This is a genomic window from Vreelandella sp. L-25 (assembly GCF_056857535.1).
The window spans coordinates 15597-41087 of record NZ_JBSXNH010000073.1 but is presented as its reverse complement, the minus strand read 5'-3'; the positions used below and the strand labels follow the sequence as shown (position 1 = coordinate 41087).

The window sequence follows — 25491 nt, the reverse complement described above, 5'->3', positions numbered from 1 at the left end:
GAACGTCTCAACCTGAGCAGCGCGGCTGGCGCTGCCTTTCGCCTAGCGGAGTCCGCATGACGCTATCTGTTACCGAGGTATCGGCCCCTGCCAAGCGCTTCTTGGCTACCCTGCTTCCGCTCGCGCTACTGGCTGCCCCGCTACCCTTGGCAGCCCAACCGGCGAACAGCGTTGCCGACGACCTGCCACTAGAAGAGATTCAAACGTTCGCGGAAGTATTCGAGCGCATCAAACGCAGCTATGTAGAAGAAGTGGATGACCGCACCTTACTGCGCAATGCCATGCGCGGCATGCTCAACGAGCTAGACCCTCACTCGGCCTATTTAGACGAGGAGGAGTATCAGAGCCTGCGAGAGTCTACCCAAGGTGAGTTTGGCGGTATCGGCATTGAAGTGGGCACCCAGAATGGCCAACTGATGGTCGTCACGCCCATTGATGACACGCCCGCTTCACGGGCCGGCCTGCTGTCTCAGGATATTATCGTCGCCATCGATGGCACCCCCACCGATAGCCTATCGCTGCAGGAAGCCGTCAACTTAATGCGCGGCGAACCCGGCACGCCACTGCGTTTAACTATTTTGCGCTCAGGTGAAGAGTCGCCCCGCGAGTTCACGCTCACCCGTGAAGTGATCCGCAGTGAGAGTGTCAAACATGAAACGCTGGAGCCAGGCTACGGCTACCTGCGTATCAGCCAGTTTCAGTCACGTACCCCCGAACAGGCGCGCCAAGCCATTGAGCGCATGATGCGCGATCAGCCGCTGGAAGGTTTAATTCTGGATCTGCGTAATAACCCCGGTGGCGTTCTTCAGGCGGCGGTCGGAGTGACGGATCTCTTTCTGGATGAAGGGCTGATTGTGTATACCGAAGGGCGACTCTCGGATACCGAAATGTCGTTTTCTGCCTCTCCGGATACGCCCGCTGGCGACATACCGCTCGTGGTGCTGATCAACAGCGGCAGCGCATCAGCGGCTGAAATTGTCGCAGGCGCTCTGCAAGACCAGCGCCGGGGCGTCATCATGGGCACTGAAAGCTTTGGTAAGGGCTCGGTACAGCAGATCATGCCGTTGGGCAACGGCGAAGGTTTGAAGCTCACTACCGCCCTTTACTACACTCCGAATGGCCGCTCGATCCAGGCGCAAGGCATCGAGCCGGATGTCGAGGTGGTACGCGGCCGTCTGGAAGTCGCGGAAGGGCGTCGTGAAATTCGCGAAGCAGATCTAGACGGCCACTTAAGCAGCCAAGACGATATGCCCCCGGAGCGCGCCGCCATGTCTCAGCGGCTGCGCGACGACTACCAGCTCAGCGAAGCCCTTAACCTGCTGAAAGCGCTGAACGTGGTGGATCGCCGCCGCGGCTAGCTAGCGGCACGACGCCGGCAGGCGGCCCCGCTCTCCGGTCGCCTGCCGCATCACCACACGCTTAAGCGGCACGAGCTGGTTCATGCCACTCATCCCCAGGTTGCGCGCCAGCGTAAACACTGGCTGATGGCTGCCAAACAGCACCTTAAAGCCTTTCATTAAGCCCAGCATGGCCGTGTTATCCAAGCGCCGACGGCGCTCATAGCGACTCAGCGTGGCCAAGCTACCCCAAGGGGCACCCCGGCGCCATGCCGCCACCACCTCTTCGGCTAATACCGCCGCGTCCATTAATCCCAAATTAACGCCCTGCCCGGCCAGCGGATGAATGCTATGGGCGGCATCGCCTACTAGAGCCAAGTTGGGCTGCACATAATGCTGGGCGTGGCGTTGCACCAGCGGAAACCGATAGGCGCTATCCACGGGCATGACATCGCCCAGGCGATGGTCGAAAGCTTCGCCAAGGGCCTTCCCCAGTGCCTCAGCAGAGTAAGCGGTGAGTTCACAGGCATGCTCAGGCGTTGTGGACCATACAATGGAACAGAAGCGATCATCTCCATTGACAGTGAGCGGTAAGAAAGCCAGCGGACGACCACCGATAAAGGCTTGGCGAGCGGTAGCGCCGTGGGACTGTGCGCAGCGCACCGTGGTGACAACCGCCTCTTGCTCCATGGACTCCTCCGCCACCGAGATGCCTGCTAGCGCTCGCAAGGCAGAGCGTGCGCCGTCGGCAGCGATCACCAGCGGCGTTTGTAGCTGGCTACCGTCCTCCAGTACCAGCCAGCGGCCGCTGGCAGTCGTCTGTAGCGCCGATACGCTGACGCCATCGAAGCGTGTCAGGGTCGGCTGCTTGGCAACTTGCTGATTCAGCGCGGCCTGTGTGACATCGTTTTCTACAATATGGCCGAGCACGGCGGTGCCCGCTTCGTCCGCCGAGAAGTGAATATGGCCACTACCCTCAGCATCCCACACCTGCATATAGCGGTAAGGCGTTACCCTTGCCGCCGCCATGGCGGGCCATACGCCCAAATGCGTGAGCAGCCGTTGGGACACCGGGGTCAGCGCGCTAACGCGGGGGGCAGGAATCTCGCCAGCGACGTCATCCAGGCGCAGCGGCGATGCCTTGGCTTCCACCAGCGCCACCTGCATTCCCGCTTCTGCCAGTAGCCCGGCCAGCGCAGCGCCCACCATACCCGCGCCAACAATTACCGCATCGAAACGCGTGACGGGCGGCTTAGCTGCTTGTGATTGCGTTGTCATAACACTCCTTGGCTTGGGTCATTGAGGGCACTGATAAGAGCGTCAGCGCTCCAGGCCCATCGCGCGGCGTGCCAAGCCACGGCGCAGCGGGCCAATCAAATTAAGGCCGATCAACCCAGCGCCACGGGCGTGGGGCAGCAGCGGCAATGAGTAACCAAACAGCCGCACTAAGCCGTCACTAAAGCGGATCACATTGGCGCGGTCTTGGGCGCGGCGGCGCTCAAACGCCTGCAACGTGCTCATATCTCCCAAGGAGTGCTGCTGCTGAGCACCTTGGGAGAGCGCTTCAACCAAATCCATCACTGAACGCAGCGCTAAATTGAAGCCCTGGCCAGCCACCGGGTGCAACGCATGGGCCGCATTGCCCAGCACGGCTAAGCCGGGGCGCACAGGCTCTTCTGCGGTGACCAGCGAAAGCGGATAGCTAAACCGCTGGCCAATGCGGGTAAAGCGCCCGACTCGGTCGCCAAACGCCTGCTGAAGCTGGCTCAAGAAGGCATGATCCGGTAGCGATAATCGTGCTTGCTCGCTACCGCTGGCATGGGTCCAGACCAGCTCCATAGCCTGCCCCGGCAGTGGCAGCAGCGCGATGGGTCCCTCGGAGGTAAAGCGTTCGTAAGCAATCCCTTGATGGGGCTGGCTAATGCCCACATGGGCAATGACCGCCGTCTGCTCATAGGAGTGGCGGCGGCTAGCAATCCCTAGCTGTTCCTTCAGCCCCGAGCGGCCGCCATCGGCCAAAATGGTCAGCGCGGCCGTTAGCTCGCTGCCATCGGAAAGCCGCAAATGGTGGCCGCTGGCCGTGGGAGTCACCTGTGCCACCGCAGCTGGGCAGTGCCACTCAATGGGTAATTGCTGCAGCTTCTGATGCAACACGCGTCCCATCCAAGCGTTGGGTATCACGTGACCCAAGGCAGCGACGCCTAGCTCTTGTGCATTAAGACGCGTCGCGCCCAAACGGCCCCGCTCGCTGATATGAATACGATTAATCGGTGTGGCCTCGACCTGCATCGCTTCCCACACGCCTAGCTGTCGAAAGCGCTGTGCCGAGCCTTCAGCAATGGCGCTGGCGCGGGCATCAAAGCTTGGCTGCCACGTCGTTTCCTCGGCGCTCTGCGGTAGCGCATTGGCCTCAATGATGGCGACGCGCCAGCCATAGCGCTCAATCAGCGGTGCCAATGCACAGCCCAAGCTAGCACCCACCAGCCCACCGCCCACAATCACGATGTCATGGGTAGGCGACTGCTGCTGTGCAGGCGTTACCTGTTCTGCCCCATGCATTGGCTTCTCCTCATCACAATACGCGCTTATATAGCGCACTTACACGATAAGCACCTTGGCTAAACGTAATTTCGTAACGTAGTTTACATAAACAAAAAAACAGACCGTTTTTGCTGGTTATTTCTTAACCATTAACTGCTCTATTTCTACTATCAGTTTCGGCACGCCATCAGTGAGAATGTCATGCCCCTGTTCGGTAACCACAACGTTATCTTCAATACGAATGCCGATACCGCGATAGGCAGCGGGAATATCGTCTTCATCAGGGATATAGAGCCCAGGTTCCACGGTAAGCACCATGCCTGGGGCAAGCAGGCGCGGCGTCGCTTCGTCCAAGCGGTAGGTGCCCACATCGTGTACATCCAACCCTAACCAGTGAGAAGTGGAATGGAGGTAAAAGCGCCGATAGCTTTCGTCATCAATGCGCGCCTGAACGTCTCCCTCTAAAAGCCCCAGCTCAATCAGGCCAGCCGTTAGGTCATGCACCACGCCCTGATGGATATCCGCTAGCGTAGCGCCAGGCGCAATGGCATCCACCGCACGCACCTGGGCATCTAACACCACTTGGTAAAGCGCCCGTTGAGCATCATTAAAGCGCCCACTCACCGGGAAGGTGCGCGTGATGTCGCCCGCATAGAGATCAAACTCTGCACCAGCGTCAATCAGTACCAGCGTGTCCTCCTCCAGCACATCACTGTTCTCAATATAGTGCAGCACACAGGCATTGGCGCCGCCGCCCACAATCGTGCCGTAGGCAGGCCCGCTAGCGCCGTGCCACACAAAAGTGTGCTCCAGCTCGGCCTGAAGCTGGTACTCACTTAGCCCGGCTTGGCAGGTGCGCATAGCGCGTACGTGGGCCTGGGCTGAAATGGCTGCTGCGTGACGCAGCAAAGCAATTTCAGCGGGGCTTTTGATGAGGCGCATCTCGTGAATCAAGGGGCGGCTATCCAGCCAGCCTTTTAGTGCGGGCCTGCCTCGGCGCATGCCCGCTTGGGCATGGGCAAGCGCCTCTTCAGCGATGCTCACCGCGTCGGGGTTATCCAGCGGCGCATAGAGCAGCTCACGGCCATCCAGCAGCTCTGCCAGCAGGTCGTCGCGCTCAGCGTTCTCGAACGCTTGGTCGATACCATGCAGGCTGACAACGCCCTGCGCTCCTAGTCGTCGGCCGGTCCAGGCTTCCATGGTGGGGTCGCGGTCTTGGCAGAACACTACACTTTGCCCTTCAGCGCGGCCTGGTAGCAGTATCAGCAGCGCGTCAGGCTCTTGAATGCCCGTTAGATAGTAGAAGTCGCTCTGCTGGCGAAAAGGGTATTCGCTGTCGTGGGAGCGGGTGACGAGCGACGCCCCAGGCACCACCAGCGCGGCGCTGGTTGGCAGCTGTGCCATCAGCGCCTCTCGGCGCCGACGATACTCGTCTGGTTGAATAGCAGCAGGGCGAGGCAGTGGCGTGAGCATAACGGCTCCTATGCAAGCGTGAAGTAGGTTCAATGAACGGGGGCGTCGGTTTGCTCTACCTGTGGCTTACCCGGGTGCTGTTCGGTGTACAGCAACATGGCCGCCATTCGGGCATGCTCGGTTAAAGCAAACAGGTCGTTCTCGTTTTCCGTGCTATCGTCGATATCGGTCTCCATCTGGCCAAGGCCCTCCAGATCATCAATCGCTTCTTTCAGCGTTTGCGACCAACGCTCCCGAAGGGTGTCATCGGCGACTTCATCCACTACTTCCATAAAGCCAAGTGTCCACTCTTTCAGCCCTTGGGCCTGTTCTGCCAAAGAGAACAGCTCATCGGGAAGTAATGGCGCGTAGTTCAGGTCGCTAGCGCTCAGCGCTTCTAGGGTTTGACGACGCCAGCCTAGCAGCCGCTCGGCACTGGCCGGGTCACGGGGTTGCTCTACCCCCAAGCTGAGACACACTTCTTCCAGCCACGCCTCGGCGGTCACGTCCCGCAGAGCCAATAAGCCGCACAGCCGTCCATCCAAAAACGCAGGAGACTGCATACTACCGTGAAGTAAAAATACATCCGCTATGTCAGAAAAGTCCTGGCGCTCGTCAATCAATGACATGATTCATGCTCGCTTTATACAGTGTAAAGATAAGACCACGAGGATAGGCGGGCGAGCCTGCGCGTTGACCCCGCACAAGCGGCTCTCTTATAGTGAACCCCGTCTATCCTTCCTATGTAGTGATGTTAACGCATCGGGCCCCTTGCTGGCCCGTGCTGGAGCCATTGATGAGTAACGCAAAGCGGCCAACGAAAGAGATCACCCTACTGGGTCGCAGCTATATGATTGCCTGCGACACGGGCGAAGAAGTCCAGCTTGAACGCGCTGCTCGCTATTTGGACCGCGCCATGCACGGCATTCATGCCCAAAGCAGCGTGCTGGGCAGCGAGCGTATCGCGATTATGGCGGCGCTAAATATTACCCACGAGCTGCTGGAAGCGCTGGATGAGCACCGCGCCGGAGAAGCCAACCTCAACCGCTTAAATGATCGGCTTGAGCGAGCACTTGCGGGCACTCGGCCGCGCAAAGAGCCTTAAGCCCTTCAACATCTTCAACCGATACTTTGGCATTAGCGGTGGCTCTGTTAGGATAGCGGTGTTCTCTGGGGTGTACGCCAGTCGTTATAGTCCCTCGAGCCTATGCGCAGTACCCAGGGGGCCAAATGCTAGCCAGACCCGTGTGCATGTCCGTGCGTCGGAAAGCCTGACGGTTTGGCTGCGGCCACCCACCTGAACCAGTAGGTTCAGGGCCAGAACGACAGCGGCATTCTGGGGAACACTCTTTTAATGGCCTACCGCGTTATGACCCACACCACGCCTAGCGATAAGCCTGCACTACGTCGAGAATTAAAACGCCGACGCCGCACTCTCACCGCCGAACAGCAAAAGCAGGCGGCTCTGGCACTTTGCCAGCGTTTAAAACAGCTTCCTGAAATCCGCCGCACCAAGCGTATTAGTCTTTATCTGCCGGTCAACGGTGAGATCGACCCCACGCCGTTAATTCCTTGGCTGCGCCAGCGCCGGGTGGCGATCTACTTGCCTGTTTTACGCCCTTTTAGCGATAACAGCCTTTGGTTTGTGGCCTACGGCGATACCACGCCTATGGTCAAAAACCGCTTTGGCATTGCTGAACCTTGCCCGCGCTTTGCTGCTCACCGGCACAATCGGCTGCCTGCCTGGGCGCTGGATACGCTGATTGTGCCGCTGGTAGGGTTTGATCAATACGCTAACCGGATGGGCATGGGGGGCGGCTTCTATGACCGCAGCTTGGCCTTTATGCGTCGCCCTGGGCCTGCGCCCTCGCTGATTGGCGTGGCCCATGCCTGCCAACAGGTGGATGCCCTGCCAATCGAACCCTGGGATATCCCGCTCAACGCGGTAGTCAGCGATACTGCTGTTGTACGGCCAACCAATGCAGGGCCAACAAAAACGGGCTGATCGCTATGATCAGCCCGTTTTATTGATTCACCTAGCAGGTGCAGCGTCGATACCGTTAGCGCTGTTGTTAACCGTTGGTTAACTCCCCGACAGCGCTTGCGCATATCCAGTGGCTAATACGCCGAGTAAAAACACCACTGTTAACGCCATCACCATATCAGGCTTTCTACGCCGCATGCTTCTTCTCCAACGTGTTTAACAGTTGCCAAATGCCCTTAGTGCGTCACCAAGTTTTTCATTTTGAGGAGATGACCCACTTCACTAATTTCGCTCACGACTATAGGGCCATAAGGGGCTCAATGACAACTGCTAATAGCACTATTTTGACCCCTTAATTAAACGTTTCAACAAACACCTCTCTGCCTAGCAGCTCTGGCATGCACCGTTAGTAAGCACTTACATAGTGTTACGCCATAAAGAGCCGGTAAGCGGGGTTATCACTCTCTTGCCAGTAGCGGTAGCCAATCGCGTCTAAATACTCCGCAACATGGGTACGATCTTCACTGGGCACCTGCATGCCCACCAGAACGCGGCCATAGGCAGCCCCGTGGTTACGATAGTGAAACAGCGAAATGTTCCAGTCGTGTGGCAGCTGAGTTAAGAAGTTCATCAATGCGCCAGGGCGCTCAGGAAACTCGAAGCGGTAAAGCTCCTCTTCAAAACGTTCGCTGGGGCGGCCACCGCTTAAGTGACGAATATGCAGTTTCGCCAACTCGTTATCGGTTAAGTCTTCTACCTGATAACCACCCTCACGCAGTTTATCAATTACTGCTTGGCGATCTTCCCCACCAGGCTTGACCTGCACACCCACAAAGATATGCGCTTCGCTATCATCAGCGTAGCGGTAGCTAAACTCGGTAACCATACGCTTGCCCAGCGTGCGACAGAATTTCTTAAAGCTGCCGGGTTTTTCTGCAATGGTGACGGCCAGAATGGCTTCGCGCTGCTCACCCAACTCGGTGCGCTCGGCAATATGCTGCAAGCGGTCGAAGTTGGTGTTGGCGCCAGAGTTAATACACAGCAGCGTCTCGCCTTCCGCCCCGGTTTGCTGAACGTATTTTTTGAGACCCGCCAGCGACAGCGCCCCTGATGTTTCTGCCACCGCGCGGGTATCTTCAAAAATATCTTTCACCGCGGCACACATCTCATCGGTGTTAACAGTGATCACATCGTCAACAAGGTCACGCACCAGCGAGAACGGGACCTCGCCAATTTGCGCCACCGCCACACCCTCGGCAAAGACGCCCACCTGGTCCAGCACCACGCGCTCACCGGCTTCCAGCGCAGCTTTCAAGCAGGCGCTATCCTCCGCTTCCACACCGATGATTTTGATATCCGGGCGAAGGTACTTCACATAGGCAGCCACCCCGGCAATCAGCCCGCCACCGCCTACGGGGATAAAAATCGCATCTAACCGGCCACTATGCTGGCGCAGAATCTCAACGCCAATGGTGCCTTGGCCTGCCACTACGTCGATATCGTCAAACGGCGGAATATAGGTGTAGCCGTGCTCTTTGATCAGCTCCTGGGCATGCTCGGCGGCGGCGGCAAAGGCATCACCTTTTAGCACCACTTTCGCCCCACGGGCACGCACCGCCTGCACTTTGATGTCCGGCGTAATGCGCGGCATGACAATCACCGCTTTCACGCCCATCAGCTTAGCCGCCATGGCTAACCCCTGGGCGTGGTTGCCCGCCGAAGCAGCGATCACGCCTTTGGCTTTCTGCTCATCGGTCAACTGGGCCATTTTGTTGTAGGCCCCGCGGATTTTGAACGAGAACACTGGCTGCAAATCTTCGCGTTTAATCAAAATCTGGTTGTTGAAACGACGCGACAAAAAGGGAGCGGAAGAAATAGGCGTCTCGCAAGCGGCTTCATAAACGCGGGCTTGGAGGATCTTTTTGACGGTTGCTTCGAGCATGCTGACATCCCAGAAAAATGACGTGACCCTGACGGGTGCGAACAAAACCTTTATTGGTAGCAGATTACGCCTAGCAACGTCTAGCGGCGTTTCCATCGGCAGCCAGCGATTAGGTCGTTATACTAAGGGCGACTGCCTCTCCTGATACTGGAACCATCATGACACAAGATGAACTAAAAGCTGCCGTGGCGGATGCCGCCATTCGCGAAATAGAGCCTCACCTGGATAAAGACACGGTGCTGGGCATCGGCACCGGCTCGACGGCCAACCTATTTATCGACCGCTTAGGCCCTCTACGCGACCGGTTTAAAGGTGCTGTTGCCAGCTCGGAAGCCAGTGCCGAACGGCTGAAAGGCCTGGGTATCGAGGTGTTTGAACTGAACCATGTGGGCGACGTGCCTTTCTACATCGATGGTGCGGACGAAGTAAATGCTCACTTACATATGATCAAAGGCGGCGGCGCAGCGCTGACCCGTGAAAAGATTGCGGCCGCTTGCGCCAAACGCTTCATCTGTATCGCCGATGGTTCCAAATACGTGGCACAGCTAGGCCGCTTTCCGCTGCCGGTGGAGGTGATTCCCATGGCGCGCTCCTACGTGGCGCGGGAGCTGGTCAAGCTGGGGGCAGAGCCCGTGTATCGCCAAGGGGTGGTGACCGATAACGGTAACCATATCATCGACTGCTTTAATTTTATGATTGATGACCCGGTCGCCATGGAAGCGCGCATTAATGCCATTGTCGGCGTGGTTACCAACGGCCTGTTTGCCGCACGCGGCGCCGACATACTGCTGCTGGGCAAGACTGATGGCGTAGAGCGGACGGCGCTATAAGTAGCGGCCAAGCCCATCCAGGGTGCGCGACAGCGCCCCGCGATGGGCTTCGATCACCGCCTGCCCTGCCTCACCCGCCTGCCGAGCACGCTGGGGGCAAGCGATATGCTCTGCCAAGGTGCCTGCAAGCGCCTCTGGGGAATCAACCACGGTCAGCGCCTTGGCCGCCAGCAGCGGCTCGGCAACATCACTGAAGTTCTCCAGCGACGGCCCACACAGCACGGGCTTACCCAGTGCGGCAGGCTCTAACACGTTGTGCCCACCCAGCGGTACCAGGCTGCCGCCCACGTAAGCCACGCTCCCCGCACCGTACAGCGCTGACAGCTCGCCTAATGTGTCGCCCAAATACACTTGAGTGGAAGGCGTGACAGGCTGTTGCTGGCTACGGCGACTGACCTTCCAGCCCTCGCGCTCGCACAGTGCCGCCACCTCGTCAAAGCGCTGAGGGTGGCGAGGCACCAGCACCAGCAGTGCGTCTGGAAAGCGTTTGAGCAACTGCCGGTGGGCCGTAAGCAGCAGCGCTTCTTCCCCATCGCGGGTCGAGCCCGCGACCCAGACGGGTCGCTCTCCCCAAGCTTGAAGTAAGTGCTCACTTTCCGCCAACGCCTCTTCAGGCAGTACCTGTTCAAACTTCAGCGACCCCACCACGGTGGTGGATTCAGCCGCACACCCCAGTGCCTGGAAACGCTCGGCATCCTGTGACGACTTGGCAGCCAGCCACGTCACATTGGCGAGGGCGCTTTCCATCAGCGGGCGCAGCCGTTGGTAACGGCTAAACGCACGGGGCGATAGCCTGCCGTTGACCACTGCCACCGGCACTGCCTGCCGTCGACAGGCATAGAGCAGGTTAGGCCACAGCTCGGTTTCAAACAGGATGGCCAGGGCAGGTCTTACGCGGGCCACAAAGCGCTTGGCCGCGCCGGGAAAGTCCAGCGGAAGAAAACGGTGGGCAAGACGAGGCTGATCGGTAGCGCCCTGTTCTGCTATCAGCGCCAACGCCTGCTGGGCACCGGTGGCGGTCATGGTGGTCAACAGCAGGCTATAGTGGGGAAAGCGCGCCAGCAGCCCTTCGATCAGCGGGCGGGCAGCGCGTACCTCGCCTACCGAGGCACAGTGCAACCAAATGCGCGGTGGGGGCGGCAGCGGTTCGAGGCACAACCCCAGCCGCTGGAGCCGTGAGTAAGTGGGCACTTGCTCACGCCAGATGCGCCAGCCAATCAGCGGCGCTAAGCCATACAGCGCCGCTGAGTAGGCCAGCCGTGGCCAGCGGGGGGCTGCCATTAACTTTCGCGGTCCAGAATGGAGCTGATCATCGCCGTGGTGGAAACGCCATCTTCAAAGCCCAGCACTTTCACCTCGCCACCGTTGGCAATCACGGCGCTGCCGCCAGCGATATCCTCGGGGCGGTAGTCGCCGCCTTTAACCAGGATATCCGGCAGTACTTGCTCAATCAGGGCGGCGGGCGTGTCGTCACTGAACGGCACCACCCAATCCACCGCACCGAGCCCGGCCAGCACTTGCATCCGTCGGTTCAACGGGTTGATGGGGCGCTTCGGCCCTTTCAACCGGCCAATGGACGCATCATCGTTCACCGCCACGACCAGCCGGTCACCCAGGCGCTTGGCCTGCTCCAGGTAGGCCACATGGCCTGCGTGGAGAATATCGAAGCAGCCATTGGTCATCACCACCCGCTCACCGCGCAGCTGCGCAGCGCGAACGGCATCGACCAGAGGCGCTGGCTCGATCACGCCGAACTCGGCCAGCTTGTCGCCATGCAGCGCGGTGTAAAGCTCGGCAATGGAGAGCGTGGCGGTACCCGGCTTGGCCACCACCAGGCCCGCGCCCAAGTTGGCCAGCATCATGGCTTCCGGCAGCGCATGGTTAGCGGCCAGGGCCAGGCCCATCAGGCCAATCACGGTATCGCCGGCCCCCGTGACATCAAACACTTCCTGGGCACGGGTGGGCAGGTGCAGTGGTGCTTGGCCTTCACGAATCAGCGTCATGCCCTTCTCACTGCGGGTAATCAGCAGCGCTTCTAACTCAAGTTCAGCACGCAGCGCTTCGCCTCGCTCGGCCAGTATGGCGTCGGTGGCGCATGGGCCCGCCACGGCTTCAAACTCGGTTAAGTTGGGGGTAATCAAGCTGGCCCCCCGGTACTTGGTGAAGTCTTGGCCCTTGGGGTCGATCAGCACTCGCTTGCCGTGGTAGCGAGCCATCTCGATCAGCCGCTCCACTTGGTTGAGCGTGCCCTTGCCGTAGTCCGATAAAATCACCACGTCACACTCAGGCAGGGCTTGCTCAACCTGTGTCAGCAGGCCGCTGGTATCCACACTGTCGAGGCGCTGCTCAAAGTCCAAGCGCAGCAACTGCTGGTTACGGCTCATCACTCGCAGCTTGGTGATCGTGGGAATCTCGGCACTGCGCTGAAAGTGAGTGCTTACATCAGATGCAGCCAGGCGTTTGGTGAGCAGCTCGGCATTGTCATCCTCGCCCACCACGCCCGCCAGTGCCGCATGGCCGCCTAATGACGCCACGTTGAGCGCTACGTTGGCTGCGCCACCGGGGCGGTCGTCGGCATCTTCCACGCGTACCACGGGCACCGGCGCTTCTGGGGAGATCCGCGAGGTGTCGCCGTGCCAGTAGCGGTCGAGCATGACGTCGCCTACCACCAGTACGCGGGCATGTTCCAGGGCGGTTAAATCAACTTTCATCCGAGGGTCCTGTTGTGGTCTGCGCTGCGGTGTGCGCCAACAGCGCGTCTAGCTTGGCAATCACATCGTCAGCCTTGATCAAGTCCATGGCATCGGCATGGCGTACTCGCTGTCCCCAGCTCACCTCGTCCACCGATTTATGCAGGTAGGTGCGTACCGCATCGGGGTAAGCATTGACGGCAAAATCGCGCCACAAGTAGGGGGCGGCCCGCTGAGGGTTGGTGGTGGCATAGAGGCCAAGCGTCGGCGTGCCCATGGCGTTGCCCATATGCGCAGGCCCCGTATCCGGGGCGATCACCGCGCGGGCGTTATCGATCAGCGCCAATACGCCTTTCAACGAGGTGCCGCCAATGGCGTTGATCACGCTACCTGACTGGCAGAGCGCTTCGATATGGTCACCCATTTCCCGCTCAAGCGGGCTGCCGCCACCGGTGAGTACGCTCTTAAGACCGTGCTGCACCCACGCGTGTTCAATCACGCTGGCGTAGCCTTCCACCGACCAGTTGCGGAAGTTGCGCAACCGCGCGTTGCTACAAGGGTTAATCACCAAATAAGGCGCATCGCCACTAATAGCGCGGGCTTCCTCATAGGCCACTGCGGGCACCGCGAGATTCCACTCTAGGCGGTCGTCTTCGACGCCCAGCAGACGCGCAAAATCCATGAACGACTCCAGCACATGGGCGTTCTCGTGGGGGGCTAGCTGGTGTTGGGTAAACCAGTGCTGGGCATCTTTGGCGCGGGCTTTGTCATAGCCGACGCGCACATTGGCTTTAAGCCCGAGCGAGAGCACGCTGGCGCGAATGGCCTGCTGCATATGCAGCAGCACATCGAAGCGGGTATCCGCCAGCTCGCGCCAGATAGCACGCATACCGGAGAGCCCCGTCGATTTGTCGTACACGACGAACTCGACCCCGGAAAGCCCGGCCAGTAAACTGTGCTCCCCCTTGCCGATAATCCAGGTAATGCGCGCGTTCGGCCACTGGCGCTGCAACGCTCGCACCGTGGGCACGAGATTGCATACGTCTCCCAATGCGGAGAGGCGCAAAATGGCAATATGGTTTGGTTGAGCAGGCAGAGAGGGCTTCATGCGCTTAGCGGCACTCCAGCAGACAAATGGGCTGATTTTACATGATGTAGACAGTTTAAGTGACGCCTGTGCATCACACCAACTGTCCTCCCCGACTCACCCACTGAACACGGTGCTATTCGAGGCAGATTACTGGCAATCGCGAGGCCTGGTAGTCGGCGAAGCGCCGGGGCGTGGTAGCAGTTTGTTCCTGCAAGCACGCGACCACGAGCAGTGGGTGCTGCGCCCTTACCAGCGCGGCGGGCTCATCGCCAAGGTCAGCAAGCAACGCTATGTCTGGCTGGGGGCAGAGCGCACACGAGCGTTTCGTGAAGTGCGCTTGACCGCCGCGCTGTATGAGCAAGGGCTTCCCGTGCCTCGCCCAGTGGCCTGCTGCGTCACTCGGTTCGGTTTGACCTATGAGGCGGCCCTGCTGACCGTACGCATCCCGGGCGCCCGAGCGCTCGCCTCCTTACTGAGCGCCGAAGAGGCAGACGAGGCACTGTTGATGCGCGTTGGCGCAATGATCAAGCGTTTTCACCAAGCAGGCCTGGACCATGTCGACCTCAACGCCCGCAACATTCTGGTGGATGAAGCAGGCAAGCCCTGGCTCATCGATCTCGACCGCTGCCGACTGCGCCCGCCAGGCAAATGGCAAGCGGGCAACTTGCAGCGGCTGGAACGGTCTGTGGTGAAGTTTGCCAGTGCACGCCCGCACACTCACATCGTGGCGGGCTATCACTCGGGCAGTTGATATTCACGCAGCAGTTTTTTCGCGTGCACATCGAGCGCCATATGCGCGACCACCCATCGACGCGCCTCTTCACCCAGCACCCGCCTGGTCTCCGGCGCATCGATCAGTTCTTTCAGGGCAACGGACCACTCTTCAGCCGATAGCGGGTCGGCCAGGCGACCTCTTTGCTGGTCTATCAATTCAGGGATAGCACCGCTATTGGCCCCCACGACAGCACATTGGGCAGCCATGGCCTCGATGACGGTCAGCCCAAAGGCTTCATTACGCGAAGGGATACACGCGATATCGATGGCCTGGAGCAGCGCGGGTAAGTCCTGGCGAAATCCGAGAAAGTGGACGCGCTCTTGCAAACCAAGTGCTGCGACCTTTTGCTTGATCGCCGCCACAAATGATTCGTCAGCCCCTTCATCGGCAGTGACACCGCCAATGATCAAGCCATACCACAACGCTTGGCGATCCAACGATGCCAATGCTTCCAGCCACACCTCATGCCCTTTGCCGGGCGTCAGACGTCCTGGCAGTGCAATCAAACATCCGTCCTCAGGAAGGCCGAGCGCTGATTTGGCGTGCACCGCCCCTTGGTAGGCATCCACGTTCACGCCCAGCCCAAGGCAGTGAAGGCGCGCCTCCGAGACGGGCAATGCCTGCTTGTTACGTTGATAGGTCGCCCGACTGATCGAAAAGACTCTGGTTACCCGCGAATAGGCCAAACGGTGATACACACCTTTCTTGGGCCGTGTCACTCCCATATGCTCGGTAAAAAACAGCTTTAAGCGAGGACGAAAGAGGCTGAGCAGTGCCGCAACACGCAGGTCACTTGACTTATGGCAGTGCACGATATCGATACAGTGTCGGTCTATGTAACCCAGCAACGCGGGTAGTGAAAGGAGTGCTCGGGCGTTACTCGGCACCGTGAACACACTTGCCCCAGTTCCCTCTATACTGCTGGCGACACGCGACCCGGCGATGGCAAGGCCATGGTTCACCACTCCCAGGCGCTGCAATTCAGGCATAATACGCGACGGGTACATCTCCAGTCCGCCCCACCCTTTGGACATACAGACCTGCATAATATGGTGAGCCACTAATACCTCTCTGCCATGACGTTGACACGGTTGACCATTATCACCCAAGGAGCCTTCATGAATCATCCCCAGACTGCGCAACCTCGTATTTTAGTGGTCCGCAATGACAAGATTGGAGATTTCATGCTGGCTTGGCCAGCCCTAGCATGTTTGAAGCAGGCAACACCTGAACCCCACGTCACTGTGCTGGTTCCTGCCTATACAGCTCCCTTGGCCAAGGCGTGCCCATGGGTAGATGAGGTCATTATCGACCCTGGCAGCCAGGCCGATAAAGCAGCGCAGCAGGCGCTATTGTTTCACGTGAAACAATCGAAATTCGATGCACTGCTAACGCTGTTCTCGACACCGCGCATTGGTTGGCTAGGCATGAAAGCAGGCATTCCGCTGCGCGTTGCCCCGGCGACCAAGTGGGCGCAGGTGTTCTATAACGTACGGGTACGCCAGCGCCGCTCGCAATCAGCAAAGCCGGAGTACCAGTACAACGTCGATTTGGCCTGTGAACTGCTGGCTCGCCTTTCGCTAACGCTTTCCACCCTGCCCTCGCCCCCCTTCTGGCCGATGGATTTCGCGCAGCGTTATGAACAGCGACAAACGTTGGTCAACGACGCTTCAGAGCACGTGGTGGTGATTCATCCTGGCAGCGGCGGCTCGGCTGTGAATCTATCGGTAGCGCAGTACGCCGCGCTGATCACTCAAGTGCACCAGCAGTGCCAGCACCTACCACTACGCTGGCTGATCAGCGCTGGCCCCAGTGAGCAGCCCCAGGCACAAGAGTTGAGGGAGCAGCTTGCCACAAATGGTGTTGTAGCAGACCACTTCCCCGACACCGCAGGTGTCGACGCCTTTGCCCTACAGCTTGGCGGAGCGGATATGCTGATTGCCGGCTCAACCGGGCCGCTGCATATCGCAGGCTGCCTGGACATTGCCACGGCGGGGTTTTATCCGGCCAAGCGCTCAGCCACGCCGCTGCGCTGGCAAACCTGCAACCGGGCGGAAAAGCGCCTGGCGTTTAGCCCACCTTCAGGCGCTGACACACAGGACATGACCGCCATCGATCTCGACGCGGCAGCCCACCAGATCTCAGCGCTGCTTCTCGGAGGTCTGCGTACGAACCCAGAGATCCGCGTACTTAGCGAAGGTTGAGTGAGCGGACAGCAAGGCTAACAACAGCCCCTGCTTGCCATCTTTAAACCCCGCCTTAAGCACATACATTTTGAGAAAGCAGGCCAGCCCGTGGCTAATGCCCTGCCACAGCGTGGCCGTTTTCCCCTGTGCGGCGCGCTGCTCTGCCCAGGCCTGGGCGTAATGCGCAGATTTTTCAAGATAGTGGCGCAGGTCGCGGTAGGTGTAGTGAAGCAGGTCGCCGGATAACGGCTTTTCAGCCAGCCCGGCTTCTACCACCAGCTTTTCATGCACCAGCGCAGCGTTATAGCCCGCCTGGTGTTTCGGGTAGAGGCGCAGCACGCGGTCTGGGTACCAGCCAGAGTGGCGAATAAAGCGGCCAAAGCACCACGACAGGCGGCTCACGCTATAGGCAGCAGGCGGCTGCTGAACAGCATCTTTAATGCTGTCGCGCAGTTCAGGCGTTACGCGCTCATCAGCATCAACCATCAAAATCCACTCACTGCTTGCCAGGGCTTCCGCCCTCTGGCGCTGAATACCAAAGCCTTGCCAATCGGCATTAACGCTCACATGGTCGGTAAATTCACGCGCAATCGCGCAGGTGTCATCCTGGCTACCCGCATCCAGCACCACGATTTCGTCGGCCCAGGTCAGCGTTTCCAGGCACTCACGTAAATGGTGCGCTTCGTTTTTGACAATTAACACAGCGGAAATAGACATAAAAAGTCCTATCAAAAACAAATAAAATTAAGCCGTCTATAAAATCACGCCTCTCTCTCATGCCAGCACTTAAAATCAATCTTTTTTTATTACCTGCTTGTACCTCAAGCTATCCTTTTTAGCAAACCCACCCAACATAGACGCAAAAACCCTTAATCCATTTCTACGTTTAAACACTCTAAAGAACAGCTTGAAAAAGAGAGCTAACTTTAGCAGCCCTCTTCCCAGCCTATTATAATGCTTATCTAGCAAGTGAAAATACGATATGTAGTACTCTTTTTCTAAAGAAGCTTCTTGACTAGAGCTCCCGCCTGAAGCGTGAAAAACCCGTGCAGAAGGAACAAAATAAACCTCACTACCTTGATCCCACACTCTCTTAGAAATATCCTCTTCCTCACAGTAAAGAAAGAAAACTGTATCAAAACCACCAATTTTGCAAAAAACTTTAGCATCAAAAAACATGCAGGCTCCACTAACAACTTCAACTTTTGCAGGGTGCTCAAGCTTCACTTTGTTGCTAGGAAATTTTCTCTTTGAAAAAATCCTCTGTATGCTATTTCCAAACAACTGCTTTGCTATATGCGGAAACTGCTTGTAAGAAGACGAGAACCGATTCTCTTTATCTAGTACACTCCCTGTTACCAACGCTGTTGTTGGATGGGTAATCAAAAATTTTTTAAAAATGCTCGCCGCATCATTAAGAACTTCACAATCATTATTTATAAAAAAATAGTAACGCCCCTTCGCAGCAGACACACCAAGCATATTTCCACCGGCAAAACCAAGATTTATAGGGCTTCTGATTATTTTAATATTTTCACCACTAAAAAAGTCGACATTCAAATTTTCAAAATCCTTCTCCTCTGAGGCATTATCTATAATTATAACTTCATAAGAAACATCCTTCGTATTTAATAAAATACTGCTCACCAAAGATTTTGTATAATTTGATGAATTATAATTAATTGTTATAAAAGAAACTTCAATATTTTCCATAGGAAATACCTAGTAATTAATAAGTGTCTATGTGGGTAGCTGGACGCAAAATATCTTATCATCCATAATCACACCATGAGTTAAAAGATATTTTTTTCGCAAACTGTATTCATACTTAATTTCTTAATGAACCAAGGATACGGCATGCCCGCCTTAAGGTCACTCAAGCTTACCCCCTGGCTGCCTCTGGTTGTGATTGGCCTCAGCCTCGGCTATGCCGTTACTGTGCTAACTCGCCTGCCCTGGTGGACACTCTTTTTGACCGCAGCCGTATGGATTGGGGTCGGCCTAAAACTGCGTTGGGGTGCACCGCTCAATGCTCGCTACCGGGCTATGTGGCCGTGGTCGCTTGCGCCACTTAGCCTATTTAGCATCTATGTTTATTTGGCCGACAGCTTCGGAAACGTCGACCTCGGGGCGGTGTTTTTTCATTTACAGGCGGGCATGGCGGAGCATGGCGGGGCAGGTAAAATGCTGCTGGCACTGTCCTACACGCTCACCGTACTGGCGGTGCTGGCATCCGTAACGTGGTTGTCGCGCCACGATCAGCGCTGGCGATTAACCGAGCGCTTCTTTGCCATTGCGCTGCTGGCGGCTAACCCGCTGCTCTATGGCATTGGCCAGCGCAGTGCCGCCATTGTGACTGACGACGGCGCGTGGTTAGACCGCCGCTATGTGCCACCGCCTACCGGCGACCAGCCCGATGCCCCCAACCTACTGCTGATGTATTTAGAGAGCATAGAGCGCACCTACAGCAATGAGCTGTTTGGTGATGCGTATGCGGACTTAACCGCGCTAGGCGAACGCGGGCTGGTGTTTGAGGGCATTCACCAGATGGAGAATACCGGCTGGACAATGGCCGGGATGATCGCCAGCCAGTGCGGCGTGCCGCTTATGCCTGCGGGGCTTCTACACGATAGCCAGTTTGAACCGCTTTCCAAGGTAGTACCTGGCGTTGACTGCTTGGGAGATGTGCTGGCTGAACAAGGCTATCGGCTTAGCTTTTTGGGCGGTGCCAGCACGCAGTTTGCCGGGAAGGGGCTTTTCTATCGCGGCCACCAGTTCAATACCGTGAAAGGCAAAGAGGAGCTGCTGCCTGAACTCGATGACCCAGAGTATGTGAATAGCTGGGGGCTGTATGACGATACGCTATACGACTTTACTGCTGACGAAATACGCCGCCTGAACGAAGAAGATAACGGCCCCTGGGCGGTGGTGAACTTGAGCATCGCGGGGCACGCGCCTAGTGGGTTCCCCTCACAGACCTGCCAGGACCGCCAGGGCGAATTTGATGGTCAGGATATTCTCTACTCGGTGGAGTGCTCTGCGCGCCAAGCGCGTGATTTTATCGAACAGTTAGAGCAAGAGGGGCTGCTGGAGAATACGCTGGTCGTAGTGTTAAGTGATCATCTCACCATGCGCGTATCGGTATGGGATCAACTCACCGCGCTGGATCGCGACAATACGCTCATCATGCTAGGTGATGGCATTAGGCCACAGCGGGTGCGTCGAAGCGCTACCATGCTGGATGTGTTTCCCACTATTTTGGATGCCATGGGCCTGCCGCTAAACGATAACCGTGCCGGGTTAGGTGCGTCACTGCTGAGCAGTCAGCCCACGCTGGTCGAAACCCATGGGCTTGAGACGCTGAATGAGCGGCTACGGGAGGAGACAGCCCTCCAGCATCGACTCTGGGAAGGGCTCGCCCCACAGCGGCGTGAAAGCGAAGAGAGCATCGCTGAACAGGTCACAGAGACACCCGCCGATCTCGCCGACGAAGTAGAGATTATGCACTAACGATCACCCCGTTAGCGTTCTGCCGGTCAGCACGCATGGCTTGGTAAACGCGCTCTACGTCTAGCTCATTTAAGCAGTTGGTGTGGCCCAGGGGGCAAGTTCGCTGAAAGCACGGAGAGCAGGAGAGCCCCAGGTAGTGAATTACCGCATTGTTCGTGAGCGGTGGCGTGTAGGCAGGTGAGGAGGAGCCATAAAGCGCATGGATTCTTACGCCCACGGCGGCTGCCACATGCATCAGGCCCGAATCGTTGGTCACAACCTGACGGCAGTCGGCCAGCAAATCCACCGCATCCGCTAGCTGCGTTTTTCCACATAGGTTATGCGCGTGAGGTAAGCCCTGCACAATGGCTTGCCCCGCCGCCTGATCTTTGGCCCCGCCCAGTACGCGCACCTCAAAGCCATCTTTGATCAGCCTTGCTGCCAGTTGGTGGAAGTACTCAAGCGGCCACTGTTTGGCCGGGCCATACTCTGCGCCCGGCATCATGCCTATGGCGGGGCGTGATGACAGTGCGTGGGTAAGACGCAGGTTCACCAAATTATCCCGATCAATGGTGAGCCGTGGTTTGGGGATCGCAAACTGACCGGTTTGCGCCTCCTCCAAAGGCAGCCCTAGTGACACAAAGCGTTTAACGGTTTGGTCCAGCACCTGCTTGTCTAGCTTGCGGCGCTCTTTTAACAGCCCGTAGCGGTGCTCACCTAAAAAACCCACCCGCTCGGGAATGCGCGCCATAAAGGGCACCAGCGCTGCTTTCCAGGAGCGCGGCAGCACGATGGCGCGGTCAAAGCGGCCGCGTAATCTGGCCGCCAGCTCGCGGCGGCTTGCCAGCCCAAACTCACCGTGGCCCACCGCCAATGGCAACACCTCATCTACTTCTGGCATACGCTCAAGAATCGGCTGAGACCAAGCGGGGGCGACCACCCCAAGGGTGGCACCCGGGTAGCGCGCTTTTAAGGTCATAAACAGGCTCTGTGCCATGACCATATCGCCTACCCAGGAGGGGCCTACTACCAGCAGTCGCTTGGCAGAGTTAGCCATTTAGCCACTCCAAGTACGCCTTAACGCCCTGGGCGACAGTTTTGAATTCCACGTCACAACCTGCCGCACGCAGTTGGCTAATATCGGCACGCGTGTAGCTTTGGTAGCGCCCTTTCAACTCTTGGGGGAAAGGAATGTAGTCGATTTCGCCCTGGCCATAGAAGTCGATGACCGCTTCGCCAATCGCCTTGAACGGCTCCGCACGGCCAGTCCCCAAATTGAAGATGCCCGAGGCGCTGGGGTTGTCCAGGAACCAGAGATTTACATCGACCACGTCACCCACATAGACAAAATCGCGGCTCTGCATACCGGCCTCATAGCCGCCGTAAGCACCGAACAGCTTCAGCGTTTCGCCGTTACGGATCTGCAGGTGGTTGTGGTACGCCACGCTGGCCATCTTGCCTTTATGCTGCTCTCGCGGCCCGTAAACGTTGAAGTAGCGGAAGCCCACCACCTGCGTGGTCAGCTCGTTCCAGCGCGAACGCACGTGCTGATCGAACAGTAGCTTGGAGTAGCCGTAGACGTTAAGCGGCTTTTCATACTCTGGCGCTTCCTTGAACACCTCGCTGCCGCCGTAGGTCGCCGCTGACGACGCGTACAGAAAAGGAATGCCCAGTTTTTCACAGTAGTTGAGCAACACTTTGGAGTACTCGAAGTTATTCTCCATCATATAGTGCCCATCCCACTCGGTTGTATCCGAGCAAGCCCCTTCATGGAAAATCGCATCGATGGTGGGCAAGTCCACCGTTTCACCACGTAGCGCGGCTTTCACGCGGGCGATGAAATCGTCTTTATCCAAGTAGTCAGCCAGCGTGCAGTCCGCCAAATTGACGAATTTGGTGCCATCGCGCAGGTCGTCGACCACCATCACATCGTCACGGCCGCGAGCATTTAGCGCTTTGACAATATTGGCGCCGATAAACCCGGCACCGCCTGTTACCACGATCATCTCGTTCTCCTTACCAAAAGCGGCTCTTTGGCTAACGTGCCTATAACCCATCTGCCTGTGATTGTATACTTGACGGCTTATGAATTCATGGCCAACGGTGCTTTCCGCGATGAGTGTTTCGACAAACCAATCGACACCCGATGTGTCGACCTTTCAAGGCTTGATCCTTGCTCTGCAACAGTACTGGGCAGAACAGGGCTGCGTCATCCTCCAGCCCCTCGATATGGAAGTCGGCGCGGGCACCTTCCACCCCGCCACCTTCCTGCGGGCGATTGGCCCAGAAACTTGGAACGCTGCCTACGTTCAGCCTTCCCGCCGTCCAACCGACGGCCGCTACGGCGAAAACCCCAACCGCCTGCAGCACTACTACCAGTTTCAGGTGGTGATGAAGCCCTCCCCCAGCAACCTACAGGATCTTTACCTAGGCTCGTTGAAGCGTTTGGGGCTCGACCCGCTGATCCACGACGTGCGCTTCGTGGAAGACAACTGGGAATCCCCCACGTTAGGTGCCTGGGGCCTTGGTTGGGAAGTATGGCTCAACGGCATGGAAGTGACTCAGTTCACCTACTTCCAGCAGGCGGGCGGCATCGAGTGCTACCCCGTCACCGGCGAGCTGACCTATGGGCTTGAGCGTATCGCCATGTACCTGCAGAACGTCGATAGCGTTTACGACCTGGTATGGGCCATCGCGCCGGACGGCAGCAAAGTGAGTTATGGCGATGTCTACCTGCAAAACGAGCGCGAGCAGTCTGCGTATAACTTTGAGCACGCAGATGTGGATCAGCTCTTCGCGGCGTTTGATCACCAGGAAAAAGAGTGCAGCAAACTCTTGGCCGCAAGCCTGCCGCTGCCCGCTTACGAGCAGGTGCTGAAAGCGTCCCATACGTTTAACCTGCTGGACGCACGCCACGCGATCTCCGTCACGGAACGTCAGCGCTTCATCCTGCGCGTACGCACCATGGCGCGTGACGTCGCTACCGCCTACTTCGAGTCTCGTAAAGCAGCAGGCTTCCCCATGGCACCGGAAGCATTACGCCGTGAACTGTTACAAGAAGAGCTCGCCGAGCAGGGAGACGCATAATGGCCGTTGATACGCTTTTATTAGAACTGGGCGCAGAAGAACTTCCGCCAACCGCGCTGGACGCGCTCTCAGACGCGTTTGCTGCCGGCATTGAAAAAGGCCTACAGGAAGCCGAAATTCCCTTCCAAGCGGTGACCGCCTACGCCACGCCGCGCCGCTTAGCCGTACAAGTCACCGGGCTTGCCGACAAGCAGCCAGACCGTGAAGTAGAGCGCCGAGGCCCTGCCCTGGCCGCCGCGTTTAAAGACGGTGCCCCCACCAAAGCGGCAGAAGGTTTTGCCCGCTCCTGCGGTGTCAGCGTGGATGATCTGATCCACCTGGAAACCGATAAGGGCACCTGGCTTGGCTACCGCGAACAGCAGCAGGGCGACAGCGTTCAAGCGCTACTGCCTGAGATGGTGCGTAAAACACTACAGTCGCTGCCGGTGCCCAAGAACATGCGCTGGGGTGCGTCCCGCGTTGAGTTCTCGCGCCCGGTTCACTGGCTGGTGGCGCTGTATGGCAACGAGGTGATTGCCGCCGAAGCCCTTGGCCTTCAAGCCAGCCGTACCACCTACGGCCATCGCTTCCACGCGCCGGATGCAATTCAACTTGAGCATGCCGACGACTACCTTGCGGCACTGGAAAATGCCTACGTATTGGCAGACCGCCAGCGTCGCCGGGAGCGTATTCGTGAGCAGGTGCTCGCCGAGGCCGAAGTCCAGGAAGCCAACGCCGTCATCGACGAGGACCTGCTGGTAGAGGTCAGCGGTTTGGTGGAGTGGCCCGTCGCACTGACCGGCAGCTTCGACGAGCGCTTTTTGGAAGTGCCCGCGGAGTGTCTGATCTCCTCCATGAAGGCCAACCAGAAGTACTTCCACCTGCTGGATGATCAGGGCAAGCTGAAGCCGTTGTTCATCACTATCTCGAACATCGAGAGCCAAGACCCTGATCAGGTCATCTCCGGCAATGAAAAGGTCATTCGCCCACGCTTGGCGGATGCGGCGTTCTTCTACGATACCGACCGCAAGCACACGCTGGCCTCGCGCATTCCGCAATTAGAAAGCGTGGTCTTCCAGCAGCAGCTGGGCACGCTGGCGGATAAAGCCCGCCGCAGCACGGCCATCGCCACTTTCATCGCTGAGCGCATCCAGGGTGACGTGGCTCATGCACAACGCGCCGTGGCCCTGGCCAAATGTGATCTCGTTACCGAAATGGTACTCGAATTCCCCGAGCTGCAGGGCATTATGGGCCGCTACTACGCCGAGCAGGATGGCGAACCGGCGGAAGTCGCCCAGGCGTTAGAAGAGCAATACCTGCCCCGCTTTGCCAGCGACGCGATTCCGCAAAGTTTGACCGGCCAAGCGCTGGCACTAGCCGATCGTTTAGATACCCTGGTGGGCATCTTCGGTATAGGCCAACGCCCCACGGGCGCAAAAGACCCCTTCGCCCTGCGCCGCGCCTCCATTGGCGTGCTGAACATTCTGGTGAAAGGCGAGCTGAATCTCGACTTGCGTGAACTGCTGCAAGTGGCGGCTGATCAGCACCAGAATCTGCCAAAAGCCGACGGCCTAGTAGAAGACGTACTGACGTATATGCTCGACCGCTTCCGCGCCTGGGGCCAGGAGGAGGGTATCTCTGCTGAGATGTACCTCGCCGTTCGTGCGCGCCCGGTGACCAAACCGCTGGATTTTGCGCGTCGCTTACGTGCCGTCAAAGCCTTTGCTCAACGTGAAGAAGCCGCAGCCCTGGCCGCTGCCAACAAGCGTGTTTCCAACATCCTGAGCAAGCAGGAGCATGATGGCAGCACTCAGGTAGAAGCTTCGCTTCTTCAAGAAGCGGCGGAAAAAGCGCTGTTTGAAGCGGTCACGGCTAGCCAGCAGCAGGTAGCCCCGTTGTTTGCCAAAGGCGATTACCAGCAGGCATTAGACGCACTGGCCACGCTGCGTGAGCCGGTCGATGCCTTCTTTGATCAAGTGATGGTCATGGCGGATGACGATGCCATTCGCCGTAACCGCCTTGCCCTGCTTGCCAGCCTGCAGGCGCTGTTCCTGGAAGTGGCCGACATCTCTCAGCTACCCCAGTGATACGATGAGTGTTTAGAGCGTC

General features: G+C 58.0%; 22 protein-coding genes and 1 other RNA gene. 10 read left to right on the top strand and 13 right to left on the bottom strand.

Annotated elements, in window-relative coordinates:
• The first annotated feature begins 56 nt into the window (after positions 1-56).
• On the top strand, positions 57-1358 hold the full coding sequence (locus AC13CN_RS12195) for a S41 family peptidase (RefSeq protein WP_483053175.1): 1302 nt from the start codon (positions 57-59) through the stop codon (positions 1356-1358).
• Here AC13CN_RS12195 and AC13CN_RS12190 read toward each other — a convergent pair whose 3' ends face one another.
• The 4 genes from AC13CN_RS12190 to AC13CN_RS12175 form a co-directional block, all read right to left on the bottom strand.
• On the bottom strand, positions 1359-2615 hold the full coding sequence (locus AC13CN_RS12190) for a UbiH/UbiF/VisC/COQ6 family ubiquinone biosynthesis hydroxylase (protein ID WP_054641224.1): 1257 nt from the start codon (positions 2613-2615) through the stop codon (positions 1359-1361).
• Positions 2616-2657: 42 nt separating this feature from the next.
• A complete protein-coding gene (gene ubiH / locus AC13CN_RS12185; RefSeq protein WP_074211231.1) occupies positions 2658-3896 on the bottom strand; it encodes a 2-octaprenyl-6-methoxyphenyl hydroxylase in 1239 nt (412 codons plus the stop codon).
• A 117-nt stretch (positions 3897-4013) separates the two neighbouring features.
• The gene (gene pepP, locus AC13CN_RS12180; protein ID WP_062361493.1) at positions 4014-5351 is read right to left on the bottom strand and encodes a Xaa-Pro aminopeptidase; all 1338 of its coding nucleotides are present in this window, start codon (positions 5349-5351) and stop codon (positions 4014-4016) included.
• A 29-nt stretch (positions 5352-5380) separates the two neighbouring features.
• Positions 5381-5959 (bottom strand): UPF0149 family protein, encoded by a 579-nt coding sequence (locus AC13CN_RS12175; RefSeq protein ID WP_054641223.1) that lies wholly within the window; start codon positions 5957-5959, stop codon positions 5381-5383.
• A 167-nt stretch (positions 5960-6126) separates the two neighbouring features.
• Between AC13CN_RS12175 and AC13CN_RS12170 the strand changes: the two genes are divergently transcribed.
• The 3 genes from AC13CN_RS12170 to AC13CN_RS12160 all read left to right on the top strand — a co-directional run bounded on the left by AC13CN_RS12170 (position 6127) and on the right by AC13CN_RS12160 (position 7335).
• Positions 6127-6435, top strand: a complete 309-nt coding sequence (locus AC13CN_RS12170) for a cell division protein ZapA (protein WP_044628546.1) — start codon at positions 6127-6129, stop codon at positions 6433-6435.
• 59 nt (positions 6436-6494) lie between these two features.
• Positions 6495-6677: non-coding RNA, 6S RNA (ssrS, locus tag AC13CN_RS12165), on the top strand.
• A 7-nt stretch (positions 6678-6684) separates the two neighbouring features.
• On the top strand, positions 6685-7335 hold the full coding sequence (locus AC13CN_RS12160) for a 5-formyltetrahydrofolate cyclo-ligase (protein WP_233420302.1): 651 nt from the start codon (positions 6685-6687) through the stop codon (positions 7333-7335).
• 406 nt (positions 7336-7741) lie between these two features.
• Here the strand turns inward: AC13CN_RS12160 and ilvA are convergent, their stop codons facing one another.
• Positions 7742-9256: a threonine ammonia-lyase, biosynthetic gene (ilvA, locus tag AC13CN_RS12155; protein WP_062361494.1), complete on the bottom strand. Its 1515-nt coding sequence runs from the start codon at positions 9254-9256 to the stop codon at positions 7742-7744.
• 158 nt (positions 9257-9414) lie between these two features.
• On the opposite strand from ilvA, the gene rpiA reads away from it, so the two are divergent.
• The gene (gene rpiA / locus AC13CN_RS12150; RefSeq protein WP_062361497.1) at positions 9415-10086 is read left to right on the top strand and encodes a ribose-5-phosphate isomerase RpiA; all 672 of its coding nucleotides are present in this window, start codon (positions 9415-9417) and stop codon (positions 10084-10086) included.
• Here the strand turns inward: rpiA and waaA are convergent.
• Genes waaA through AC13CN_RS12135 form a run of 3 tightly spaced genes read right to left on the bottom strand, consistent with a single transcriptional unit; the run spans position 10081 to position 13884 of the window.
• Entirely contained in the window at positions 10081-11367 is a 1287-nt protein-coding gene (gene waaA, locus AC13CN_RS12145; protein ID WP_062361500.1) for a lipid IV(A) 3-deoxy-D-manno-octulosonic acid transferase, read from the bottom strand. The two genes, rpiA and waaA, sit on opposite strands and share 6 nt — an antisense overlap.
• Positions 11367-12797 carry a bifunctional D-glycero-beta-D-manno-heptose-7-phosphate kinase/D-glycero-beta-D-manno-heptose 1-phosphate adenylyltransferase HldE gene (gene hldE / locus AC13CN_RS12140; RefSeq protein WP_172515179.1) on the bottom strand — a complete coding sequence of 477 codons (1431 nt, stop codon included), beginning with the start codon at positions 12795-12797 and terminating at the stop codon, positions 11367-11369. The genes waaA and hldE overlap by 1 nt, the downstream gene beginning before the upstream one ends.
• Complete coding sequence (locus tag AC13CN_RS12135) at positions 12787-13884, bottom strand: glycosyltransferase family 9 protein (RefSeq protein WP_172515178.1); 1098 nt, start codon at positions 13882-13884, stop codon at positions 12787-12789. The genes hldE and AC13CN_RS12135 overlap by 11 nt, the downstream gene beginning before the upstream one ends.
• On the opposite strand from AC13CN_RS12135, the gene AC13CN_RS12130 reads away from it, so the two are divergent.
• Positions 13883-14617 carry a 3-deoxy-D-manno-octulosonic acid kinase gene (locus AC13CN_RS12130; RefSeq protein WP_062361512.1) on the top strand — a complete coding sequence of 245 codons (735 nt, stop codon included), beginning with the start codon at positions 13883-13885 and terminating at the stop codon, positions 14615-14617. The two genes, AC13CN_RS12135 and AC13CN_RS12130, sit on opposite strands and share 2 nt — an antisense overlap.
• Here AC13CN_RS12130 and AC13CN_RS12125 read toward each other — a convergent pair.
• A complete protein-coding gene (locus tag AC13CN_RS12125; protein ID WP_054641228.1) occupies positions 14602-15702 on the bottom strand; it encodes a glycosyltransferase family 4 protein in 1101 nt (366 codons plus the stop codon). The genes AC13CN_RS12130 and AC13CN_RS12125 overlap by 16 nt on opposite strands.
• Before the next feature lie 57 nt (positions 15703-15759).
• Between AC13CN_RS12125 and AC13CN_RS12120 the strand changes: the two genes are divergently transcribed.
• The gene (locus AC13CN_RS12120) at positions 15760-16845 is read left to right on the top strand and encodes a glycosyltransferase family 9 protein (protein ID WP_228219296.1); all 1086 of its coding nucleotides are present in this window, start codon (positions 15760-15762) and stop codon (positions 16843-16845) included.
• On the opposite strand, the gene AC13CN_RS12115 is transcribed toward AC13CN_RS12120, so the two are convergent.
• Together AC13CN_RS12115 and AC13CN_RS12110 are read right to left on the bottom strand one after the other, a co-directional pair.
• Entirely contained in the window at positions 16783-17544 is a 762-nt protein-coding gene (locus AC13CN_RS12115) for a glycosyltransferase family 2 protein (protein WP_062372240.1), read from the bottom strand. The genes AC13CN_RS12120 and AC13CN_RS12115 overlap by 63 nt on opposite strands.
• 75 nt (positions 17545-17619) lie before the next feature.
• Complete coding sequence (locus AC13CN_RS12110; protein WP_062361519.1) at positions 17620-18540, bottom strand: glycosyltransferase family 2 protein; 921 nt, start codon at positions 18538-18540, stop codon at positions 17620-17622.
• A 144-nt stretch (positions 18541-18684) separates the two neighbouring features.
• On the opposite strand from AC13CN_RS12110, the gene AC13CN_RS12105 reads away from it, so the two are divergent.
• Positions 18685-20337 carry a sulfatase-like hydrolase/transferase gene (locus AC13CN_RS12105; protein WP_062361523.1) on the top strand — a complete coding sequence of 551 codons (1653 nt, stop codon included), beginning with the start codon at positions 18685-18687 and terminating at the stop codon, positions 20335-20337.
• Here AC13CN_RS12105 and waaF read toward each other — a convergent pair.
• Together waaF and rfaD are read right to left on the bottom strand one after the other, a co-directional pair.
• Complete coding sequence (gene waaF, locus AC13CN_RS12100) at positions 20327-21373, bottom strand: lipopolysaccharide heptosyltransferase II (protein WP_062361526.1); 1047 nt, start codon at positions 21371-21373, stop codon at positions 20327-20329. The two genes, AC13CN_RS12105 and waaF, sit on opposite strands and share 11 nt — an antisense overlap.
• Positions 21366-22322, bottom strand: a complete 957-nt coding sequence (rfaD, locus tag AC13CN_RS12095; protein ID WP_054641217.1) for an ADP-glyceromanno-heptose 6-epimerase — start codon at positions 22320-22322, stop codon at positions 21366-21368. Before rfaD ends, waaF begins: the two co-directional genes overlap by 8 nt.
• A gap of 109 nt (positions 22323-22431) precedes the next feature.
• Between rfaD and glyQ the strand changes: the two genes are divergently transcribed.
• The gene (gene glyQ, locus AC13CN_RS12090; RefSeq protein ID WP_054641216.1) at positions 22432-23403 is read left to right on the top strand and encodes a glycine--tRNA ligase subunit alpha; all 972 of its coding nucleotides are present in this window, start codon (positions 22432-22434) and stop codon (positions 23401-23403) included.
• Positions 23403-25469 carry a glycine--tRNA ligase subunit beta gene (gene glyS, locus AC13CN_RS12085; protein ID WP_172415791.1) on the top strand — a complete coding sequence of 689 codons (2067 nt, stop codon included), beginning with the start codon at positions 23403-23405 and terminating at the stop codon, positions 25467-25469. The genes glyQ and glyS overlap by 1 nt, the downstream gene beginning before the upstream one ends.
• The last annotated feature ends 22 nt before the right edge of the window (positions 25470-25491 follow it).

What these genes read in the sequence shown, in the direction of transcription:
- AC13CN_RS12195 (WP_483053175.1), top strand. Translation starts at nt 57, where the DNA reads ATGACGCTATCTGTTACCGAGGTATCGGCCCCTGCCAAGCGCTTCTTG.
- AC13CN_RS12190 (WP_054641224.1), bottom strand. Translation starts at nt 2,615, where the DNA reads ATGACAACGCAATCACAAGCAGCTAAGCCGCCCGTCACGCGTTTCGAT.
- ubiH (WP_074211231.1), bottom strand. Translation starts at nt 3,896, where the DNA reads ATGCATGGGGCAGAACAGGTAACGCCTGCACAGCAGCAGTCGCCTACC.
- pepP (WP_062361493.1), bottom strand. Translation starts at nt 5,351, where the DNA reads ATGCTCACGCCACTGCCTCGCCCTGCTGCTATTCAACCAGACGAGTAT.
- AC13CN_RS12175 (WP_054641223.1), bottom strand. Translation starts at nt 5,959, where the DNA reads ATGTCATTGATTGACGAGCGCCAGGACTTTTCTGACATAGCGGATGTA.
- AC13CN_RS12170 (WP_044628546.1), top strand. Translation starts at nt 6,127, where the DNA reads ATGAGTAACGCAAAGCGGCCAACGAAAGAGATCACCCTACTGGGTCGC.
- AC13CN_RS12160 (WP_233420302.1), top strand. Translation starts at nt 6,685, where the DNA reads ATGGCCTACCGCGTTATGACCCACACCACGCCTAGCGATAAGCCTGCA.
- ilvA (WP_062361494.1), bottom strand. Translation starts at nt 9,256, where the DNA reads ATGCTCGAAGCAACCGTCAAAAAGATCCTCCAAGCCCGCGTTTATGAA.
- rpiA (WP_062361497.1), top strand. Translation starts at nt 9,415, where the DNA reads ATGACACAAGATGAACTAAAAGCTGCCGTGGCGGATGCCGCCATTCGC.
- waaA (WP_062361500.1), bottom strand. Translation starts at nt 11,367, where the DNA reads ATGGCAGCCCCCCGCTGGCCACGGCTGGCCTACTCAGCGGCGCTGTAT.
- hldE (WP_172515179.1), bottom strand. Translation starts at nt 12,797, where the DNA reads ATGAAAGTTGATTTAACCGCCCTGGAACATGCCCGCGTACTGGTGGTA.
- AC13CN_RS12130 (WP_062361512.1), top strand. Translation starts at nt 13,883, where the DNA reads ATGCGCTTAGCGGCACTCCAGCAGACAAATGGGCTGATTTTACATGAT.
- AC13CN_RS12135 (WP_172515178.1), bottom strand. Translation starts at nt 13,884, where the DNA reads ATGAAGCCCTCTCTGCCTGCTCAACCAAACCATATTGCCATTTTGCGC.
- AC13CN_RS12120 (WP_228219296.1), top strand. Translation starts at nt 15,760, where the DNA reads ATGAATCATCCCCAGACTGCGCAACCTCGTATTTTAGTGGTCCGCAAT.
- AC13CN_RS12115 (WP_062372240.1), bottom strand. Translation starts at nt 17,544, where the DNA reads ATGTCTATTTCCGCTGTGTTAATTGTCAAAAACGAAGCGCACCATTTA.
- AC13CN_RS12110 (WP_062361519.1), bottom strand. Translation starts at nt 18,540, where the DNA reads ATGGAAAATATTGAAGTTTCTTTTATAACAATTAATTATAATTCATCA.
- AC13CN_RS12105 (WP_062361523.1), top strand. Translation starts at nt 18,685, where the DNA reads ATGCCCGCCTTAAGGTCACTCAAGCTTACCCCCTGGCTGCCTCTGGTT.
- waaF (WP_062361526.1), bottom strand. Translation starts at nt 21,373, where the DNA reads ATGGCTAACTCTGCCAAGCGACTGCTGGTAGTAGGCCCCTCCTGGGTA.
- rfaD (WP_054641217.1), bottom strand. Translation starts at nt 22,322, where the DNA reads ATGATCGTGGTAACAGGCGGTGCCGGGTTTATCGGCGCCAATATTGTC.
- glyQ (WP_054641216.1), top strand. Translation starts at nt 22,432, where the DNA reads ATGAGTGTTTCGACAAACCAATCGACACCCGATGTGTCGACCTTTCAA.
- glyS (WP_172415791.1), top strand. Translation starts at nt 23,403, where the DNA reads ATGGCCGTTGATACGCTTTTATTAGAACTGGGCGCAGAAGAACTTCCG.